The sequence below is a fragment of the Brucella haematophila genome, assembly GCF_005938105.1.
GTDB lineage: Bacteria > Pseudomonadota > Alphaproteobacteria > Rhizobiales > Rhizobiaceae > Brucella > Brucella haematophila.
In genome coordinates, this window is the sequence record NZ_VCPE01000024.1 from 16,316 (window position 1) to 36,254 (window position 19,939).

Genomic DNA, 19,939 nt, shown 5'->3' on the forward strand with positions numbered 1-19,939 from the left:
ATGCAGAATAATTCGATCTATGTCGGGCTTTCCTCGCTCATTACGCTTGAACGGCGAATGGATTCGATTGCCCAGAATGTCGCCAACGTTTCGACCGTCGGTTTCCGGGGCGAGGGCACCAAGTTCGATTCGATTGTCTCCAAAAAGGCAAGCGACGATGTGAGCTTTGCCAGCGCGGGCAAGAGCTATATTCGCACCGAGCCCGGCCCGATGGTCAAGACGGACAATCCGCTCGACATCGCCGTCAAGGGCGATGCGTGGCTGTCGCTCAACACGCCGCAGGGCCAGATTTACACGCGCGACGGGCGCATGAAGATGCTGGCGACCGGCGAGCTGGTTTCGATGATGGGCTATTCGGTGCTCGATGTCGGCGGTGCGCCGATGATGCTCAATCCGGACGGCGGCGCGCCCAAGATTTCCGCCGATGGCGCGGTCTATCAGAATGGCGCGCAGATCGGTTCTCTTGGTCTTTATTCCATTCCTGCCGATGCCGAGCTGAAATATGCGGGCAATTCCGGCGTGATCCCCAACAAGGCTGCAACGCCGGTCTTTGACGATAACAGCGTCGGTGTGGTGCAGGGCATGATCGAAGGCTCGAATGTCGACGCCATGACGGAAATGACGCGTCTCATCAGCGTCAGCCGCGCCTTTGAACAGGTCAATAATCTGCTGTCCCAGCAGGAAGCGACCGTGTCTGAAGCCATCAAGACGCTGGGCTCCAAAAACGGATGACGCCAGATTTACCGCTCGCGCGGCTTGCCGCCTTTGCCCGTCAACAGGCCGTGGAACCGAAGCCCTTATCCGGCATCGGCGGCACGGTCAGCGACGTGTCACGCTCGGCGATAGCCGTGCGCGGGCTGTCGCGCGATGCGCGGCTTGGCGATGCGGTGGCGATAAGGGCTGCGGGCGGCACCAGTCTGGCGGAAATCATCCGCGTTGCGGATACGCAGGTTCTCGTAAAGCCTTTCGATGACCGGATCATTCCCTCATTGGGGGCAGCGGTTTTCGAGGAAGGTCAGCTTAGCATCCGCCCCGCGCTCGAATGGCGCGGGCGGGTGATCAACGCGCTGGGGCAGCCGATTGACGGCAGGGGTGCGCTTCTGCCCGGTCCGCGTCCGATGGCGTCTGAAAATCTGGCGCCGGCTGCTCTGCGCCGGGGGCGTGTGGATCGCGGGCTTCGCACCGGCGTCGATGTGATCGACATTTTCACGCCGCTTTGCTTCGGACAGCGTATCGGCATTTTTGCCGGTTCCGGCGTCGGAAAATCCACGCTGCTGGCCATGATGACGCGTGCTGCCGATTTCGACACGGTGGTGCTGGCGCTGACCGGCGAGCGCGGACGCGAAGTGCGCGAGATGCTGGAAGAAACCATGGCCGGCCATCTCGACAAGACCATCACCGTCGTCGCGACAGGCGATGAAAGCCCGATGATGCGCCGTCTCGCACCCAACACGGCGACGGCCATTGCGGAATATTTCCGCGATCTTGGCCAGAATGTCCTGCTGATCGTCGATTCCGTCACACGCTTTGCCCATGCGGCGCGCGAGGTGGCAATTGCGGCGGAAGAGCCGCCGGTTTCGCGCGGTTATCCGCCGAGTGTGTTCAGCCAGCTGCCACGCCTTCTGGAACGTGCCGGGCCTGGGAGCGCCGATACAGGCGGCAGCATTACCGGCATCTATTCGGTGCTCGTCGATGGCGACGATCATAATGATCCGGTATCCGACACCATTCGCGGCACGCTGGACGGCCATATCGTGCTCGACCGTACGATTGCGGCGCTGGGGCGCTTTCCGGCGGTCGATGTACCGGGTTCGGTTTCGCGTCTTGCCAAGCACAACTGGACGGCCGAACAGCGCAAGCTCGTCAGCCAGCTTCGCAGCATGGTGGCCCGCTTCGAGGAAACACGCGATCTGCGCGCCATTGGCGCGTATCAGAAGGGACATGACGGGATCCTCGATCAGGCGGTGGATCTCGTTCCGCGCATCTACGATGCCTTGCAGCAATCGCCCGAGACACCGCGTTCAGACGATCCCTATCAGAAACTCGCCGCCGCGTTGCGCGGGGAAAAACAGGCATCCAATCCATGATGACGGGCAACAAGAACCGACGCAAAAACGCCGAAGAAAAGATTTTGGCCGATCTGGAAGCGGAAGTGGAATCCGTCGCCGCGCAAGAGGGCGGCAAGAGACCGCATAGCAAGGTCGATCGCTATCTCAAGATTGCGGCGGTCACGCTGGCTGCCGGTTGCGCCATGCTGCCTTTCATCACCTATCTCCAGCGCATCGAGCTTGCGCCAGCCGAAAAGGCGGAGCGCAAGATCATCGATCCGCTGGACCGTTCGGAACAGAAGACGGTGCGCCGCTTTCCGTCCTTTCGCCCCTCGGATCGTGTTGCCCCCAATGCGGATATCGACAACACCCTGACCGGCTCGGTCATGTCCAACGGCAAGGGTCTGCCGGGGACAGGTGCGGGCAATGGCGACGAAGGCGGTGGTGACGGACAGGCTTTCCCGAAGCCGGTTTTCGCGCTGCGCGAAGTCGTGGGTGGCATGGCGATGATCGAGGATACATCCGGCTACTGGTTCGTGGAAAAGGGATCGCTGCTGCCGGATGGCAGCCGCCTTGTTTCCATCGGTCAGGGCTCCGGAACCTGGCAATTGACCACGTCGTCGGGCGACGTGATTGAAATGCGGAGGTAGGGGAGTAGGGGAATAAGGGAATAGGGGAGTATGTTTTGGTTGCGGACGACCGCAGCGACCGTAATCTCCTACTGCCCTACTGCCCTACTGCCCTACTGCCCTACTGCCCTACTGCCCTACTGCCTTATTCCCCTACTCCCTTAACCCCCGCAAGCTTGACGCAAGTTCCGCCCCGTAAATTAACGAACGGTAAAGGCGGGAAACTCCATGAGCTCCATTCATCTTTTCGATCTGGCCGCAAGGCAAGTGCAGTGGCTGTCGGTTCGGCAGGCGACTGTCGCTGGCAATGTCGCCAATGCGAACACGCCGGATTTCAAGGCGCGCGACGTTCAGCCCTTCGCCGATGTGCTGGACAAGACGCAGCTCACCATGGCGGCGACCAGTCCGCAGCATCTCGAAGCCGAATCAAACGGCATCGCGGGCGCACGCCTGCGCCCCGACGACATCACCGAGGAAACCCATTCGGGAAATACCGTCGATGTCGAACAGGAAATGATGAAGGCAGGCGAGATTTCCCGCGAATATTCGCTCAACACCAGCATCGTCAAAGCGTTCCATCGCATGATGCTGTCAGTCGCGAAGGGATAATCCATGTCTTCCGACGCCTTGCAGAATTCACTGAAGATCGCAGCCTCGGGCCTTTCGGCCCAGTCGACACGTCTGCGCATCGTTTCGGAAAACATCGCCAATGCCCAGTCGACGGGCAAGACGGCGACCGACGATCCCTATCGCCGCAAGACGGTTTCTTTCCGCACCGAGCTGGAACATGGCACGGGCGCCGCAGAAGTGCGCGTGGCGGAAGTGGGTAAGGATACCTCGCCCTTCGTCGAACAATACGATCCGAGCCATCCCGCTGCCGATGAGCGCGGCTATGTCCGTTACCCGAACGTCAACATGGTCGTCGAAATGGCGGACATGCGTGAAGCCAACCGTTCTTATGAAGCCAATTTGCAGGTCGTCAAGCAGGCGCGTGAGCTGATCTCGATGACCATCGATCTCCTGAGGAGCACATAATGTACGACTCGATCATGAGCATTTCGGCGCGCAATGCCCTGTCGCGCCTTTCCGAAACCGTCGCCGAGAATGGCGTCGGTTCTGCCGCTTCCACGACTGCGCCGCAGGCTGTTCCGACAGCGCCTGGCGCGTCCTTCGGCGATGTGCTGTCGCAGATGACGGATTCGGTCGGCCAGAAATTGCAGGCGGCGGAAGCCACTTCCATTCAGGGCATCAAGGGCAATGCGCCGGTGAACGAGGTGGTCAGCTCGGTCATGGAAGCAGAGCAGTCGCTCCAGACGGCAATCGCGATCCGCGACAAGATCGTGCAGGCCTATCTCGAGATCAGCCGCATGTCGATTTAAAGCATTTCCAGCCAAAGTGCGAAGCGGTTTTGCGTCGGATAATGCGTAAAAACAAATAGTTAGAGCGGCTTCAATGATACCGTTCTAACTGAGCCGCTCTCATCCCGCATACGCTCAGCAGATCAAGGACGCGCCATGAAAGCCCTGACGATTGCCGCAACCGGCATGAACGCCCAGCAGCTCAATCTGGAAGTGATCGCCAACAATATCGCCAATATCAATACAACGGGCTTCAAGCGCGCGCGTGCCGAATTTTCGGATCTGCTCTACCAGTCCGAGCGCACGGCGGGCATCCCCAATCAGGCCAATGAGAGCATTGTGCCCGAAGGCGCGCTGGTCGGCCTTGGCGTCCAGACGGCAGCCGTTCGCAACCTGCATATTCAGGGCAGCTTCAACCAGACCGGCAATCCGTTCGATCTGGCGCTGACCGGGCAGGGCTGGTTCCAGATCCAGAGCCCGACAGGCGAAACGCTCTATACCCGCGCTGGCGCATTCAACAAGAATGCCGACGGACAGATCGTGACGCTCGACGGCAATATCGTGCAGCCGGGTATCGTGGTTCCGGAAAATGCGCTTGAAGTCACCGTCAGCGACACAGGACAGGTCTTCGCGAAGGTGCAGGAGCAGAACGGCATTCAGATCAACCAGATCGGCCAGCTTCAGCTTGCGAATTTCACCAATGAAGCTGGTCTCGAACCGCTGGGCGATAATCTCTATCGCGAAACGGAAGCCTCCGGCGGACCACTGGTGGGCGATCCGGGCGATCCGGGCTTCGGCTCGATCAAGCAGGGTTATCTGGAAGCATCGAATGTCGATCCGGTGAAGGAAATCACCGATCTGATTACGGCGCAGCGCGCCTATGAAATGAATTCCAAGGTCATTCAGGCCGCCGACGAAATGGCGGCGACCGTATCGAAGAACATGCGCTAACGGTGATCGCCATGAAACGCGCCAAAGGAAGTGACATCAAAGCCCGGTCCTGGTTCAGACGCGCCGCATTGGCGGCTGCCGGAGCGGCCGGTCTTGCAGCTGCTGCGATTTCGGGGGCTTCCGCCACCGACCGCATCGCTTTCGTCGTGCCTTCGGCGACCGTTTACCCGGGACAGGTCGTCAGCAATGTCGCGCTGGTCGAGAAGAAGTTCTACATCAGCGCTCCTGCTGCGCAGCAATATGTGCTGTCGGTGGATCAGGCTGACGGAAAGGTCGCGCGCAAGACGCTGATCGCGGGCAAGCCGATCCTCGTTGCTGCCCTTTCGGAGCCGTCGCTGGTCAAGCGCGGCGTGCCGGTGACGATGGTGTTCGATTCCGGCGTCATGACAATTACCGCCGTCGGCATTCCGCTCGAATCCGGCGCGGCAGGAGATTTCATCAAGGTACGCAACAGCGACAGCGGCGTCATCGTGCCCGGCACGGTGCTGGCTGATGGCCGTATTCAAGTGGGGATGCGGTGAGAAAAACCTGGGCTACGCTGATCGCCATTCTGGCTCTCGCGCTTCAACCCGTTGCGGTTCTGGCGGATGAGTCGGCCAAGAACGTGAAGGATTTCGGCAGCGCCGTGGAAGCGGATGCCGATTGGCTTGGTGCGGGCGGCGATCCGTCCAAGATGGCCTATGCGGAGCTTGGCCGTGGCAGCGCTGTCGCGCGCCTCAAGGACATCGCGACCATTCAGGGCGTGCGCGAAAACCAGCTTGTCGGTTACGGTCTGGTGATCGGCCTCAAGGGTACCGGCGACAGCCTGCGCAATTCGCCTTTCACCGAACAGTCCATGCGCGCCATGCTCGATAATCTCGGTATCAATGCGCCGCGCAACTCCACGCGTTCGAAGAATACCGCTGCGGTCATCGTAACCGCCAATCTGCCCGCCTTTGCCGGTTCCGGCTCGCGCATCGATGTGACCGTTTCGTCCATTGGCGATTCCACCTCATTGCAGGGCGGCACGCTGGTCATGACGCAGCTGATGGGCGCGGACAATCAGATCTACGCTGTCGCGCAGGGCAATATGATTGTCTCCGGCTTTACCGCTGAAGGTGATGCGGCCTCCGTCACGCAGGGCGTGCCGACATCGGGCCGCATTCCGAACGGCGCACTGGTCGAGCGCGAGGTTGCCGGTAACTTCGGCAAGGACAGCGAGATGATCGTCGAGCTGCGCGATCCCGATTTCACGACTGCCGTGCGCACTGCCGATACGATCAATATTTTCGCCAAGCGTCGTTATGGACGCGGCGTTGCGCTGGCGCGCGATGCCAAGACGATCCGCCTGTCGCGTCCGAAAAATGTGCCAGCCGCCCGCTTCCTCGCGGAGCTGGAAGGGCTGCCGATCACCACGGATGAAGTGGCGCGTGTGGTCGTTGACGAACGGACAGGCACCGTGGTCATCGGTGCGAAGGTGCGCATTTCCAAAGTGGCGATCAGCCATGGCAGCCTGACGGTGCGCGTGACGGAAACGCCGATGGTTGTGCAGCCTGAACCCTTCAGCGACGGCGTGACGGCGATGGAGCCGAACACTGATATTGCCGTCAACCAGCCAAACGCCAAGATCGGAATTCTGACCGGCGCCAATCTGGAAAATCTGGTCAAGGGCCTCAACCAGATGGGCGTGAAGCCGACGGGCATCATCGCCATCCTTCAGGCGATCAAGTCGTCCGGCGCGCTTCACGCGGAACTGGTGGTGCAATGATGAAGCCGGGGATGAGAGCGGACATGATGGTGAAGCAGGCGATCCGCTATGGTTCGGCTCTGGCGCTCCTTTTTGCGAGCGCCTTGCCGGCATTGGCCCAGGAAACACCGGCTGCCGCGTCGCAGCCAGCCGTGCAGGCAAGCGCGCAGCCTTCTGCGACGCCAGCCTCCATGCCGCCCGCAAATCTCGGCAATCTGGATGAAATCCGCAAATATTGCGGCAATATCGACAATCAGGCGGCAGATGCCCGCTATTCGTTGCAGGCCAAGCAGCTCACCGATCTCAAGGCCGAGGTTGACGAGCGGATGCAGGCGCTGGAAGAAAAGCGCAAGGAATACGAGATGTGGCTGAAGCGCCGCGACGACTTCGTCAGCAAGGCGCAGGATTCGCTGGTCGACATCATTTCCAAGATGAAGCCGGACGCGGCGGCAGCCCAGATGGCGATGATCGGCGATGAGGCCGCAGCCGCCTTGATCCTCAAGCTCAATCCGCGCGTTTCGAGCATCATTTTGAATGAAATGCCGCCAGACAAGGCGGCAAAGCTTGCGCGCATCATCGTCGGCTCGCAGCGCACAACGACCCCGCCGCCAGCGGCGAAGGACCAGCGCGCCCAGGCGCAAACCGGGAATACGGTGCAATGACAGGAAGCATGAACAAGACTATTTTCGCTGCGACCGCTCTGGCGCTTCTGGCGGGTTGCGCCGTGAAGCCGGAAGAAATTGGTCGTGCGCCGGACCTGTCGCCGGTCGCCGCCAATCTCGGCATGCAGAACAATCCGCAATATAACGGCTATCCATCGCGTCCGGCCAAGCCGGATTATTCGTTGTGGAACCAGCGCTCGACCAATTTCTTCAAGGATCCGCGCGCTGCCGAGCCGGGCGATGTCTTGACCGTGATCATCTCCATCAATGATCGCGCCAATCTCGACAACAAGACCGACCGCGAGCGTGTGTCGAAGGGCATTTATGGCGCTGGCGGTTCGTTCAAGACCAGCAGCAGCACCGGTGCCGGTGCTGGCGGCGACATGGATGGTTCCATCAACACCCATTCGGACACCTCGGCCAAGGGCAAGGGTACGATCAAGCGCAGTGAGGATATCAGCCTTCAGGTTGCGGCTATCGTCACCGACACCCTGCCCAATGGCAACATGATCATTCGCGGTTCGCAGGAAGTGCGCGTCAACAATGAGCTGCGTGTGCTGAATGTCACGGGTGTCGTGCGTCCGCGCGATATTTCCGGCTCCAACACCATTTCCTACGACAAGATCGCCGAGGCCCGCATTTCCTATGGCGGTCGCGGACGGTTGAGCGAGGTGCAGCAGCCGCCTTACGGCCAGCAGATCCTCGATCAGGTTTCGCCTTTCTGACCTTTTGTTTCCATGCACATCCCCATTTTCGGGATGTGCTTCAAAGTTGAGCATCGATGAGCGACACGGCACTGGACAAGAATGACGGCAAGGCGAAGGGCTCCATGATGGGGCTGCTGGCGGCTGTCGTTGCTCTCACCGCTATCGCTGCCGGTGGCGGCTGGTATCTGGGCGGGATGATTTCTGCCGACCAGCAGGCAACCGCCAAGACGACGGGCAAGGAAGACAAGCCGAAGCCGGGCGATTTCGAATCGCGTTCCATCGGCGCAGTCGTGCCGTTGAAGCCGATTGTCACCAATCTGGGCATTCCGCAGAACACCTGGGTCCGGCTGGAGGCGTCTCTGGTCGCCAAGCCCGGCCATGAAATACCGGCGGCCATGGCTGCCAATGTTGGCGATGATTTCCTGAGCTTTCTGCGCAGCGTCAATCTCATGCAATTGCAAGGCGCGGCAGGACTTGCCTATCTGCGCGCCGATCTCGAAGAACGCGCCCGCCTGCGCTCGGAAGGCGCGGTGGACCGGGTCTTTATTTCGGCACTGGTCGTAGAATGAAAAAACTCCTTGGTCTCGGCGTTCTCCTGACGCTTGCATTCACTGTTGCTGCCCATGCGCAGCAGGCCCAGCCCGCGCTGACGCTGGAAAATCTGCTGCCCGCAGGCAGCGGCGCGGCCAGCGGGCAGATCGTCCAGCTCTTCGGCCTCCTGACGGTGTTGTCCATCGCGCCGGGCATTTTGATCATGGTGACGAGCTTCACGCGCTTCGCCATCGCCTTCTCGCTTCTGCGGTCAGGCCTTGGTCTTCAGACCGCGCCTGCCAGCATGGTGATGATCTCGCTTGCTCTGTTCATGACTTTCTATGTCATGGCGCCCGCCTTCGACCGCGCCTGGAACAATGGCGTGCAGCCCCTGATGCGTAACGAGATAACGCAACAGGCCGCCTTGACCGAGATTTCGCAGCCATTTCGTGAATTCATGATGGGTCAGGTGCGCGACAAGGACCTGCGCCTGTTCGAAGACCTTGCCGATCCGTCTTTCCGCACCGGTGAGGACGGCATCGTGGATTTCCGCGTGCTGGTTCCCGCCTTCATGATTTCGGAATTGCGCCGTGGCTTTGAAATCGGCTTCCTGATCGTGCTGCCGTTTCTGGTGATCGATCTCGTCGTGGCGACGCTCACCATGTCCATGGGCATGATGATGCTACCGCCAACAGTAATTTCGCTGCCGTTCAAGATTCTGTTCTTCGTGCTGATCGACGGCTGGAATATTCTGGTCGGAAGCCTGATTCGCTCGTTCTCCTGACCCGATTTGGTACAGTTGCGAAAGCGCCCGGCAAAATTCGGCATCAGAATCTAAGTGTTCGTTAAAATTCGACCGAATAAATTAGTATTTCTTTAATGTTTGGGTCTTAAGTCTCGGCACATGGTGGGTTTCCGCGTCTTAGCGGAGACAGGCATGATGCCGCTCCACTATGCCGGTATCCCTCAAGTCCGGCCTGTCCCTCAGTTTGATTTTTCCCAAGGGGCAAAACAATGGCTAGCATTCTTACAAATTCGTCGGCTCTGACCGCTCTCCAGACTCTGGCTTCGACCAACAAGGCTCTGGAAACCACGCAGAACCGCATTTCGACCGGTCTGCGCATCGGCGAAGCTTCGGACAATGCTTCGTACTGGTCCATCGCAACGTCGATGAAGTCCGACAACAAGGCCAACTCGGCTGTTCAGGACGCTCTCGGCCTCGGCGCTGGTAAGGTTGACACGGCTTACACCGCGATCAACGACATCAAGGACCAGGTCGACAAGATGAAGACCCTCCTGATCAGCGCGCAGGGCGCAAGCCTGGAAGATCAGCAGAAAATTTCGACTGAAATCACGGCTATTCAGGGCCAGATCAAGTCGTCTGCAACCAACGCTAACTACGCTGGCGCTAACCTGCTGGTAAACGACGGCGCTGCTACGGAAGACCTGAAGGTTGTCGCTTCGTACAACCGCGTTGGCACTGACGTAACCATCGACACTGTTGATGTTGCTGCTGCTGACGTTCAGGTTCTCGACACGGCTGGCACGGGCGGCATCGTCGGCGGTCTCCTTGCTTCGACCTTCTTCGACACGACCGGCACGACCGCTCTGGATTCGGCTGCGATCAAGACCGCTCTGGAATCCGTTGAAACCGCGCTGGGCAAGCTCACCACCGGTGCAGCGACCCTCGGTGCTGCAAAGTCGCGCATCGAAACCCAGACGAGCTTCATTTCGAAGCTGTCGGACTCGGTTGAAAAGGGCGTTGGCCAGCTCGTCGACGCTGACATGAACGCTGAATCTGCTCGCCTTTCGGCTCTGCAGACCCAGCAGCAGCTCGGCATTCAGGCTCTCTCGATCGCTAACTCGTCGAGCCAGTCGATCCTGTCGCTGTTCCGCGGCTAATCGATAACTGAGTAGACAGCAAAGGAGCCGGTTCGCTGGCTCCCGCGAGTTCTCAGGCAAATCAGGGGTTCGCATCCGGACCGACCTGATCGGACCGGATGTCTTTGGGCGGAAAAGGGGCGCGGGATTTATTCCGCGCCCCGCTTCGTTGTCGGGACTTCTCGCTCCCGAAAACTCCTGCTTTATCAGCCGCCACTTTCGCGCAAGCTTCGCGGTCTAGTTTGCATCCATCATGATGGCGGTGGTGTCGATGCAGCAGAATTTCCAGCAATTGATCGAACAACTCAGGGGAACGCTTGGCAAGCTTGGCGTGCGCAAGCTTGTTGCGCTCGGGCTTGTGGGTGCCGCTCTGATGGGTGCGATCCTCTACACGAGCTTCTATCTCAGCCGTCCATCCTATGAGACGCTTTATGTCGGTCTGTCGCGCGACGACGTGAACCGCATGGGTCTGGCGCTCGGCGAGGCCGGTATTCCTTTCGATGTGAAGTCGGATGGTTCGTCCATTCTGGTGCCGATCGGCAAGGCTGAAACCGCGCGCATGTATCTGGCCGAAAAGGGCCTGCCCACCTCGAACAATGCCGGTTATGAGCTGTTCGACAATATGGGTTCGCTGGGCCTCACCTCATTCATGCAGGAAATCACCCGTGTTCGCGCGCTTGAAGGCGAGATCGCCCGCACAATTCAGGCGATTCGCGGCGTGAAGGCCGCCCGCGTGCACATCGTTCTGGCTGAAAAGGGCTCGTTCCGTCGTGGCGACCAGAAGCCGTCTGCTTCGGTGGTCATCCGCGCGGAAGGCGGTTTTGCAGCCGAATCGGCACAGTCGATCCGCCAGCTCGTTGCCGCCGCCGTGCCGTCGCTCGATGCATCGTCCGTTACAGTTCTTGATACCAATGGCCGTCTGCTGGCCTCCGCAGGCGAAGCCGCCAATGGTGCTGCCCTCCTGACAGCCTCGCTGGAACAGCAGGTTGCCGGTAATGTCGACGACAGCATCCGCAAGGCGCTGGCACCTTATCTCGGTCTCGGTCATTTCCAGACCAGCGTGCAGGCAACGCTCAATACCGACCGCCGCCAGATCAACGAAACGACCTTCGATCCCGAATCGCGTGTCGAACGTTCGGTCCGCGTGGTGCGCGAAAGCGGCGATTCCCGCAACAATCGCGATAACAACGCGACCGGCGTGGAGCAGAACATTCCGCAGGAAGAAATTCAGAACCGCAATGGCGAGACCTCGTCGGAGAAGACCGACCGCCGTGAGGAACTGACCAATTACGAAATGAACAGCAAGACGATTGCGACTGTCAGCGACGGCTATTCCGTCAAGCGCCTGTCGATTGCCGTTGTCATCGATCAGGCCCGCCTGCTGCAAACCGCCGGAACCACGCCGCCGCCTGCCAATTTCGTCGATCAGCAGATCACCAAAATTCGCGATCTCGTTGCGACTGCCGCTGGACTCAATGCAGACCGCGGCGATGTCATCAACGTAACGGCCGTCAACTTCCTTGATCCGGCAGGCGCCGACATGGAGCCGGTTTCGGCGCCATGGACCGATACGCTGCTGCGCCAGAGCGGAAGCTACGTCAACGCGCTGGCCATCCTCGCCGCCGTCGGTCTGCTGATCTGGTTTGGTCTGCGTCCGCTGCTGCGTGACCAGACGGCCAAGCCAGCGGGCACGGAAGTTGCCATCCGTGAAGCCGGCGAAATCGCAGCGCCGAATTTCGTCGGTACACAGGCAGGCACCGAAGGTCATCAGGCTGTCATTGGCGGACCGGAAGCCTATGCCGATCAGATGAAGACCAGTCTGAGCGATCTGCGCCAGCGTATGCGTATGCCCGCCAAGCTTCGTCTGGAGCAGATGATCGAGATGGATGAAGAACGTGTTGCTGCCGTTCTCAAGCAGTGGATCGGCGGAAATGTTGCAAAGCAGCCTGTCCCTGCCGAACGGGTCAATGCACCGGAGCTTGAGGCTGCCTGATAATGAGCGCGCTCCCTCTCAGCCGTTATCTTCCTGATTTTTCGACCCATCGCATTGCCGATGAGGCGGTGGAGATCATTGCTGCCCCGGTGCAGCCGCAGCCATTGAAGCAGGAGCCGACCCAGCGTGCGCGTTCAGCCGAACGCGCAAAGGAAACCAAGGCTCCCCATTTCGCCGACAAGCTTGATGCCGCTGAACAAGCGGAAGTGGCGGCGATTATCGCGGTCGAGGAAGAAAAGCGCACGGCCTTCGAGACCGGTCACGCGCAGGGCCACACGCTTGGCCGCGAGGAAGGCCATAAAGAGGCCGAGGCGCTTTACGAAGCTGAGAAAGCCCGGCTGCTTCGCGAGCATGAGACGGAAATCGAAGATCTTCGCGCCGCCTTCTCGCGTGAACAGGCGCTGTTGCTGGCGCGCAGCCTGACGGAAGCGCTGACCGCGCTGGAACAGAACTGTTCCGCTCAGATTGCCGAGGTTCTGGCGCCGCTTCTCGCGGGGAAGCTTGAGCACGACGCGGTTGCGGAATTTGCCCATCGTATTGCTGCGCTGGCGCTGGAAGGCGAAGCGCCGGAAATCTCCGGCCCGGCAAGGCTGCTGGCCCCGCTGCGCGATCATGCGGCCCTGCTGCCATCCGGTTGCCGGTTTGCCGAAAACGCATCGGATGAACTGTCCTTTTCCTTTGGCGAACGGGTGCTGGAAACGCGCATCGCGCCGCTTCTTGAAGAATTGAAGGCTGCGGTCCAATGAGCATCGATCCCGAAACCAAGCGCGAAATCATCATTGTTCGCCGTGGCGGGCATGACGACCATGACAGTCACCATGGCGGCGTGTGGAAGATCGCCTATGCCGACTTCATGACCGCCATGATGGCCTTCTTCCTCGTCATGTGGCTGATCAACGCCGCCAATGAGGAAACCAAGGCGGCTGTCGCCAGCTATTTCAATCCCGTCAAGCTGATGGACCGGCAGTCCAGCCCGAAAGGCGTGCAGGACATTGACGAGAAAGACGGCAAAGTTCGCTTTGACAGTGACCAGAAGGTTGATGATAGCACTAAGGTCATCAACGACACCAAGGTGCAGCCACCGAGCGAGCAGGAAGAGCGCCAGCTTTTCCGCGAGCCTTATGCGGTTTTGTCGGAACTGGCGCATGAAACCGGCGTGTTGCAGAATCAGTCTGCCAAGGGCGATGGCGGCACATCGCAATCCGGCCCGGCCACGGGTGCCGACGGAGGTGACGCCTATCGCGATCCGTTCAGCCCGGATTACTGGTCGAGCAAGGCTGCGGACGAGCTGACGCCTCCAAATGCCGCTCCCTCCACGCCGCCCAAGCCGGAAACGGCGGAGGCAAAGCCGGAAGAGGCTACAAAGCCTGCCGAAGCGCCTGCAAAAGATCAGGATCAGCTCATCGCGGAACTGAAAAAGGCTGCGGAAGGCGAAAAGTCCACAGCGGCCAAGCAGGGCAGCAAGGCTGAACCCATGCCGGATGTGACGGTGGTGCCCGTTGATGGCGGTGTGATGATCCAGCTTACCGACAAGATCGATTATGGCATGTTCACCATCGGCTCTGCCAAGCCCGATGCGCGCGTGGTCCAGATGCTGGAACGCATAGCGCAGGTGATTTCCCGTCAGCCAGGCGAAGTCATCATCAGCGGCCACACCGATTCGCGTCCGTTCAAAAGCGCCAGCTATGACAACTGGCGTCTGTCTTCGGCGCGTGCGCAGATGGCCTATTACATGCTGGTGCGCGGCGGGCTGGATGAAAAACGCGTACTGCGCGTCGAAGGCTACGCTGATCGCCAGCCAAAAATCGCCAATGATCCGAATGCGGCAGAGAACCGCCGCATCGATATTTTCCTCAAGTCTGCCCCATGAAGCGGTTCGTTCAGCGCTCCCTGATGATTGCTCTGACCGTGAGCCTGCCTCTGGCGGGAACGCCGATGCGTGGCTATGCGCAGGCGCAACAGGGCGGCAGCATAGGCGCTACCTTGCCGGTACTTGAGCCTTATAAGCTCGTGCGTTCGCTGCGCATGTTGCAGGATCAGGTGGTGGCCGGAAAGCCGGAAGCCGTGGTCATGCTGAATAAGCTGCTGGCCTTCATCAGCGCCGATATGGCGCGCGCGCCGAAGGAAGCCTGGCATAATCCCGACAACATCTATGCGGCGATTATCTACCTCTTCAATGGCGGTAATCCCGATGCCGTGCGTAAGGTTCTGGCTGATCTCAACACGGATGTCGTGCCGCAGGAGCTGGTCAAAGGCGCTTTGGCCTATGCCTCCGGGCAGATGATCGAAGTCGTGAAGCTGTTCTCCGTTCCGCTGTCGCCCGATGTGCCTTCGGAGTTAAAGGCTTCCATCGTGCTCGTGACTGCAAGCCAGATGACCGCCTTCGATCCGGCCACAGCGCTGCTGCGGCTCGATCAGGTGCGGCTCGAAGCGCCGGGCACGCTGTTCGAAGAAGCGGCGATCCGCCGTTCGATGCCGATTGCCGCCAAGCTGGGCGATGCCGAAAAGATCAGAATGCTGGCGCGCAACTATCTTCAGCGCTTTCCCCGCTCACCCTATATGCGTGATTTCATGGGACAATTCGTCAGCGCGGCGCTCAAGCTCAATGACCGTATTGGCAATGCTGAACTGGTGAAGCTGATCGCTGCCGCCGATCCGGTGATGCAATATTCGCTTTACCTCCAGATTGCGCGCGGCGCTCTGGTGGACGGCCAGACCGAGCGGGCGCGTTTCATGTCTGCCGAGGCGCGCAAGCTCGCCGACCGGCTGAAGGCCGATCCGACACGCGCTAATCTTTATGCGGCGGCCAGCGGTGTCGCTTCCGATTCGGCGGGAAGCGCCTTGCGTGAACTGTCGCAGATTTCGCCTGATCGCCTGCAGGAACCGGACCGCAAGTTGTTGAAGGCTGCCGAGACGGTGGGTTCGGTCGTGACCCGCGCGCCAGACGCCCTGCCGCCAGCCAAAGCAGCGCCTGAGCCCGATCCGGAAGACCGGAATGTACCCGCCATGGCGGTGGCCGATGTGCCCGCTACAGCACCTGTCGCAACGCCCGTTGCCACACCTGTGGCGGCACCGGTTTCGTCGCCGGTTGCGGGCTGGAAACCGACTCCGGCGCAGCCCGCAGACGATTTGCAGAAGACCATGGACGATGCCCGGCGCAAGCTTGCCGAGATCGACGCTTTGCTAGGGGAGACCATTCGATGAGCGTGGATATTTTGCTCGGTCAGGCTGGACGGATGGCGTCGCCGACCCGCAGTCTGGCGCCCCAGCAGGCTAACGGACAAGGCAAGGCAGCAGTGGATGGGCAGGAAAATTCCGATCCGTCGCAGCTGTTCGGCGCGCTTCTGGAAAAGCCGCATGGCAAGCCGGTCGCCAAGGGAGAAGATGCCGACACAGCGCAGGCCGAAGAGCAGGACGAGCAGAAATCGGATGCCTCAACGCAGGCTTCATCCTGGGTGGTGTCGCAGAATGTCCTTTCTTTAGCCGCGAATATGCCCAATTTGAATGGCGAAAGCCACAATTCCGCCACAGAAAATCTGGCGAAAAAGACTGGAAAGGCTGCGCTTGCACAAGCTGATGGCGTGGATGCAGACGCCATCGAAGGCAAGGAAGCGCAGGTCGGGGCAGACGCCGCCATCGACGTGAAGCGCAAGGGCGAAGCAACCCAAAATCTCGCGCCAGCTGCAAACACAAAGCCGTCTTCCAAATCCGCTCAGGCCGCGTCCAGCGAGGCAACTGCCACGCAACAGGACACAGTTGCCGAAAAGCCCGAAGCCGACCTTGCTGATCTCTTGAAAGCTGACAAGCCAGCCGGTAGTCAGCCGGCTAATTCCGGTGCTGCTGATCGCGGTTTCTTCCAGCCGCAGCAGACCGCCAGCAAGTCCGCCGGACCAGCGGAAGGCAAGGCTGCGGCTGCCACCCAGCAGGCTGTACGGGTGGCAGATGTGCAGGTGGTTTCCGAGCGCAGCTTCGGCTCGGTGAAGACGCTGCAAATCCGGCTCGATCCGGTCGATCTGGGGCAGGTGACGGCGCGCATCCGCGTTGTGCCGGATGGGGTGGAAGTGCACCTTGTGGCGGATAAGGCGCAGGCTGCCGAAGCGCTTTCCGCCGACCGCTCGGTGATTGAAAAAGCGCTGAAAAGTGCAGGTATCGGAGACGATGCACGTATTACCGTGACAGTCGCTGACCGCAGCGCCGCAAGCGCGGTGCAGCACGCCGCTGCAAGCCAGAATGCTGGTCAGCAACAGGCGGGCGCACAACAGCAATCATCCGGCCAACAGCAGGCTTTCAACATGCAAGGCGGCTTCGATGGCCGCAATGGCGCGCAGTCTCAGGCACAGGCACAGTTTGCAAGCGGCGAGGGCAGGCAGAATGGCGATTCCAGCCAAACGGGACAAGACCGGTCCGGCAAGCAGTCAGGTTCCGAAACTGCGGCGCGTGACACTGTTGCAGGCACTGCTGGCCGCAGTCGCGGTCTGGTTGTGTAGCACCAGCATTGCAGCAGCGGAGAATGTCTGCGAGCGCGAAATGCACCGTGCTTCCGCGCGCTATGATGTGCCGCTCGGCATTCTCTACGCTGTCGGACTGACGGAAACCGGACGCAAGAATTCATTGCAACCTTATGCGATGAATATCGAGGGCCGGGCAGAATTTCTCCCGTCACAAGGTGCGGCCCTGAAGCGCTTTACCGAGGTGCGTGCCGGGGGCGCAAAGCTGATTGATCTTGGTTGCATGCAAATCAACTACTACTATCACGGGCAGGAATTTCCGTCAGTCGCGTCCATGCTGATACCGAGCCTCAATGTCGATTACGCGGCCCGTTTTCTAAAGCAGCTTCGTACCCGTGAAGGCAACTGGACGATGGCCGTCGCACGCTATCATGCAGGCCCGAACAACAACCCGGCACAGAAGCGATATGTCTGCCGGGTGATGGCGAATATGGTCGCGACCGGGTTCGGAAACTGGACGCCGGACGCAAAAATATTTTGCGGTGTCTAAAACCTGTCCTCGCAATATCACTAAAATTTTAACGGTTGTAGAGCGGCGCTCCATACACGCCGTTCGAGGCTGTACAATCAGTGATTGTCTTTCGGATTGCAGACTAATTTAGGTTAGCAATAATTAAGCCCTTGTAATGAATCGTAAAACATCGTGAGCCGTTAACGTCTCTTTAAGGGTCGGCCCGCTATTCTTCCCATGTGCAATGCAATCTGCACGATTCCCTTTAAATTAGATAATGCTAAAGTGCCTCCCAATTTATTGCGGGCAATTTCTTGCCATTGTCGCCGAGTCACTCCGCCAGTTACCTCTGTCTTGCTTGGGCTAACATATTGATTCGGAAGGCGGGCCGATGATTGTCGTCGTGGATGACAGAGATATTGTCACTGAAGGCTATGCCTCATGGTTTGGCCGTGAAGGCATCACGACGACGGGCTTCACACCGGCAGATTTCGACGAATGGGTAGAGACCGTTCCGCGGCAGGATATTATGGCCGTCGAAGCGTTCCTCATTGGCGAATGCGCAACCCAGCATCGTCTTCCCGCCCGAATTCGTGAACGCTGCAAGGCCCCCGTCATTGCGCTCAACGACCGTCCCTCGCTCGAGCATACGCTGGAGCTTTTTCAATCCGGGGTTGACGATGTTGTGCGCAAGCCCATCCACGTTCGCGAGATCCTGGCCCGCATCAATGCGATCCGCCGCCGCGCGGCTGGTGCGCAGAGCGTTGCAGAGGCCGGCACCGATCTCGGCCCCATCCGCGTTTTCTCCGATGGGCGCGATCCGCAGATCAACGGCGTTGATTTTCCGCTGCCGCGCCGTGAGCGCCGCATTCTGGAATATCTAATTGCCAATCGCGGTCGCCGCATCAACAAGGCGCAGATTTTCGGCGCGATCTACGGCATTTTCGATAGTGAAGTCGAAGAGAACGTCGTGGAAAGCCACATCAGCAAGCTGCGCAAGAAGTTGCGCGAGCAGCTTGGCTTCGACCCCATCGATTCCAAGCGCTTCCTCGGCTACTGCATCAGCATCGAGTAGTGCCCCATTCGTTCTTTGAATGGTTTGCTTGTTTCAGGTTCTGAGTTCCCAGTCAGTGTCTCAGTGTAGTTCAGAGCCGGATTCCGGTCTTTCAAAAGCTGCGCCCGTGTCCCGGTAAAAAGGCAAAAATCTCGCGACGCTACAGCTTCACGCAAGCATGGCACGTTAGAATCGTAACAAGTTCTAAAATTCTCGGCTAGAAATGTCAGGAGCTGGCAATGAGTCTCTACGGTATGATGCGGACGGGTGTTTCGGGCATGAATGCTCAGGCAAACCGTCTCTCGGCTGTCGCGGACAATATCGCGAATGCGAGCACGATCGGTTACAAGCGCGCTGAAACGCAGTTTTCGTCGCTTGTTCTCCCGAGCAGTGGCGGCCAGTACAATTCCGGCAGCGTGCTGACCTCGGTGCGTTACGGTATTTCGGATCAGGGCGGCATCCGCTCCACATCGTCGACGACCGACCTTGCCATTGACGGCAACGGCTATTTCCTCGTGCAGGGCGCGGATGGCGCGACCTATCTGACGCGCGCGGGATCGTTCGTGCCCGACAAGGATGGCAATCTGGTCAATACGGCTGGCTATTACCTGCTTGGTTCGGCTGACGGCAGCGTTGCGCCGGACCTGAACGGCCTTTCGATCGTCAATGTCAATGCGCCTGATCTGACGGCTATCGGCAGCACGGCGGGCACGTTCACGGTCAATCTGCCGACAACCGATACGCCGCCTGCGACCGCGGGTGACTATAATCACAAGACCTCGCTGATCTCCTACAACAATGCCGGTGAGGCGGTTAAGCTCGACGTCTATTTCACCAAGAATGCGGATGATACCTGGTCGGTTTCGGTCAAGAACGCTGCCGACAATGTCGAAATCGGCACCGGCACGCTGACCTTCGATCCGGTAACGGGTGCGGTGGTTTCCGGCGGTAACGTTTCTGTCGACCTGACCGGCTACAATGGCGGCACACTGGACCTCAATCTCGGCGCATCGACGGCGCGTACAGGCAGCTACACGATTTCGCAGGCCACCATCAACGGCCAGGCGCCGTCGTCGCTGCAAAGTGTCGATGTGGGCGCGGATGGTTCGGTTGTCGCGATTTACGAAAACGGCTCGCAGCAGGTGCTCTACCGTTTGCCGCTGGCAACCGTGGCCAGCCCCGACCGCATGACGGTGGTGAGCGGCAACGTGTTTTCGCCAAGCGCTGCATCGGGCGCGGTTACGGTCGGTTATCCGCAGAGCGATGGTATGGGCAAGATCATGTCCGGCTCGCTTGAGGAATCAAACGCCGATATCGCGCAGGAGCTGACCGACATGATCGAAGCCCAGCGCAGCTATACGGCCAATTCGAAAGTCTTCCAGACCGGCTCAGAACTGATGGACGTTCTGGTCAATCTGAAGAGATAAGTTAAGCGTTTGC

The 19,939-nt window shown here is 59.6% G+C and carries 22 protein-coding genes; all 22 read left to right on the plus strand.

Features of this window, described 5'->3' with window-relative positions:
- The 22 genes from flgF (at position 1) to FGI60_RS24080 (ending at position 19,926) form a co-directional block, all read left to right on the plus strand.
- On the plus strand, positions 1–732 hold the full coding sequence (flgF, locus tag FGI60_RS23975) for a flagellar basal-body rod protein FlgF (RefSeq protein WP_113534932.1): 732 nt from the start codon (positions 1–3) through the stop codon (positions 730–732).
- Entirely contained in the window at positions 729–2,087 is a 1,359-nt protein-coding gene (gene fliI / locus FGI60_RS23980; protein ID WP_138787290.1) for a flagellar protein export ATPase FliI, read from the plus strand. The genes flgF and fliI overlap by 4 nt, the downstream gene beginning before the upstream one ends.
- Entirely contained in the window at positions 2,084–2,698 is a 615-nt protein-coding gene (locus tag FGI60_RS23985) for a hypothetical protein (protein WP_138787291.1), read from the plus strand. Before fliI ends, FGI60_RS23985 begins: the two co-directional genes overlap by 4 nt.
- 207 nt (positions 2,699–2,905) lie before the next feature.
- Positions 2,906–3,286 (plus strand): flagellar basal body rod protein FlgB, encoded by a 381-nt coding sequence (gene flgB, locus FGI60_RS23990; RefSeq protein WP_138787292.1) that lies wholly within the window; start codon positions 2,906–2,908, stop codon positions 3,284–3,286.
- A 3-nt stretch (positions 3,287–3,289) separates the two neighbouring features.
- Positions 3,290–3,712 (plus strand): flagellar basal body rod protein FlgC, encoded by a 423-nt coding sequence (gene flgC, locus FGI60_RS23995; protein ID WP_078340860.1) that lies wholly within the window; start codon positions 3,290–3,292, stop codon positions 3,710–3,712.
- Positions 3,712–4,056, plus strand: coding sequence for a flagellar hook-basal body complex protein FliE (locus FGI60_RS24000; protein ID WP_078340861.1), 345 nt, complete (start codon positions 3,712–3,714; stop codon positions 4,054–4,056). The genes flgC and FGI60_RS24000 overlap by 1 nt, the downstream gene beginning before the upstream one ends.
- A gap of 135 nt (positions 4,057–4,191) precedes the next feature.
- Positions 4,192–4,986, plus strand: coding sequence for a flagellar basal-body rod protein FlgG (gene flgG, locus FGI60_RS24005; RefSeq protein ID WP_078340862.1), 795 nt, complete (start codon positions 4,192–4,194; stop codon positions 4,984–4,986).
- Positions 4,987–4,997: 11 nt separating this feature from the next.
- Positions 4,998–5,507, plus strand: a complete 510-nt coding sequence (gene flgA, locus FGI60_RS24010) for a flagellar basal body P-ring formation chaperone FlgA (protein ID WP_078340895.1) — start codon at positions 4,998–5,000, stop codon at positions 5,505–5,507.
- Positions 5,504–6,733 (plus strand): flagellar basal body P-ring protein FlgI, encoded by a 1,230-nt coding sequence (locus tag FGI60_RS24015; protein WP_078340863.1) that lies wholly within the window; start codon positions 5,504–5,506, stop codon positions 6,731–6,733. The genes flgA and FGI60_RS24015 overlap by 4 nt, the downstream gene beginning before the upstream one ends.
- 23 nt (positions 6,734–6,756) lie before the next feature.
- The gene (locus FGI60_RS24020; protein ID WP_138787293.1) at positions 6,757–7,374 is read left to right on the plus strand and encodes a MotE family protein; all 618 of its coding nucleotides are present in this window, start codon (positions 6,757–6,759) and stop codon (positions 7,372–7,374) included.
- Positions 7,371–8,099, plus strand: coding sequence for a flagellar basal body L-ring protein FlgH (gene flgH / locus FGI60_RS24025; RefSeq protein ID WP_078340864.1), 729 nt, complete (start codon positions 7,371–7,373; stop codon positions 8,097–8,099). Before FGI60_RS24020 ends, flgH begins: the two co-directional genes overlap by 4 nt.
- 56 nt (positions 8,100–8,155) lie before the next feature.
- Positions 8,156–8,650 (plus strand): flagellar basal body-associated FliL family protein, encoded by a 495-nt coding sequence (locus tag FGI60_RS24030; RefSeq protein WP_078340865.1) that lies wholly within the window; start codon positions 8,156–8,158, stop codon positions 8,648–8,650.
- On the plus strand, positions 8,647–9,396 hold the full coding sequence (gene fliP / locus FGI60_RS24035) for a flagellar type III secretion system pore protein FliP (RefSeq protein ID WP_078340866.1): 750 nt from the start codon (positions 8,647–8,649) through the stop codon (positions 9,394–9,396). The genes FGI60_RS24030 and fliP overlap by 4 nt, the downstream gene beginning before the upstream one ends.
- A 230-nt stretch (positions 9,397–9,626) precedes the next feature.
- Positions 9,627–10,514 carry a flagellin N-terminal helical domain-containing protein gene (locus FGI60_RS24040; RefSeq protein WP_138787294.1) on the plus strand — a complete coding sequence of 296 codons (888 nt, stop codon included), beginning with the start codon at positions 9,627–9,629 and terminating at the stop codon, positions 10,512–10,514.
- A gap of 235 nt (positions 10,515–10,749) precedes the next feature.
- A complete protein-coding gene (gene fliF, locus FGI60_RS24045) occupies positions 10,750–12,486 on the plus strand; it encodes a flagellar basal-body MS-ring/collar protein FliF (protein WP_138787319.1) in 1,737 nt (578 codons plus the stop codon).
- Between the two features lie 2 nt (positions 12,487–12,488).
- Positions 12,489–13,232, plus strand: a complete 744-nt coding sequence (locus tag FGI60_RS24050; protein ID WP_138787295.1) for a hypothetical protein — start codon at positions 12,489–12,491, stop codon at positions 13,230–13,232.
- Positions 13,229–14,356: a flagellar motor protein MotB gene (locus FGI60_RS24055; protein ID WP_138787296.1), complete on the plus strand. Its 1,128-nt coding sequence runs from the start codon at positions 13,229–13,231 to the stop codon at positions 14,354–14,356. Before FGI60_RS24050 ends, FGI60_RS24055 begins: the two co-directional genes overlap by 4 nt.
- Entirely contained in the window at positions 14,353–15,690 is a 1,338-nt protein-coding gene (locus FGI60_RS24060) for a chemotaxis protein (protein ID WP_138787297.1), read from the plus strand. The genes FGI60_RS24055 and FGI60_RS24060 overlap by 4 nt, the downstream gene beginning before the upstream one ends.
- The gene (gene fliK / locus FGI60_RS24065) at positions 15,687–16,973 is read left to right on the plus strand and encodes a flagellar hook-length control protein FliK (protein WP_138787298.1); all 1,287 of its coding nucleotides are present in this window, start codon (positions 15,687–15,689) and stop codon (positions 16,971–16,973) included. Before FGI60_RS24060 ends, fliK begins: the two co-directional genes overlap by 4 nt.
- Positions 16,930–17,484: a transglycosylase SLT domain-containing protein gene (locus FGI60_RS24070; protein ID WP_318282883.1), complete on the plus strand. Its 555-nt coding sequence runs from the start codon at positions 16,930–16,932 to the stop codon at positions 17,482–17,484. Before fliK ends, FGI60_RS24070 begins: the two co-directional genes overlap by 44 nt.
- Positions 17,485–17,836: 352 nt before the next feature.
- Positions 17,837–18,520 carry a flagellar transcriptional regulator FtcR gene (gene ftcR, locus FGI60_RS24075; protein WP_138787300.1) on the plus strand — a complete coding sequence of 228 codons (684 nt, stop codon included), beginning with the start codon at positions 17,837–17,839 and terminating at the stop codon, positions 18,518–18,520.
- A 218-nt stretch (positions 18,521–18,738) separates the two neighbouring features.
- Complete coding sequence (locus FGI60_RS24080) at positions 18,739–19,926, plus strand: flagellar hook protein FlgE (RefSeq protein ID WP_078340872.1); 1,188 nt, start codon at positions 18,739–18,741, stop codon at positions 19,924–19,926.
- Positions 19,927–19,939: the final 13 nt, after the last annotated feature.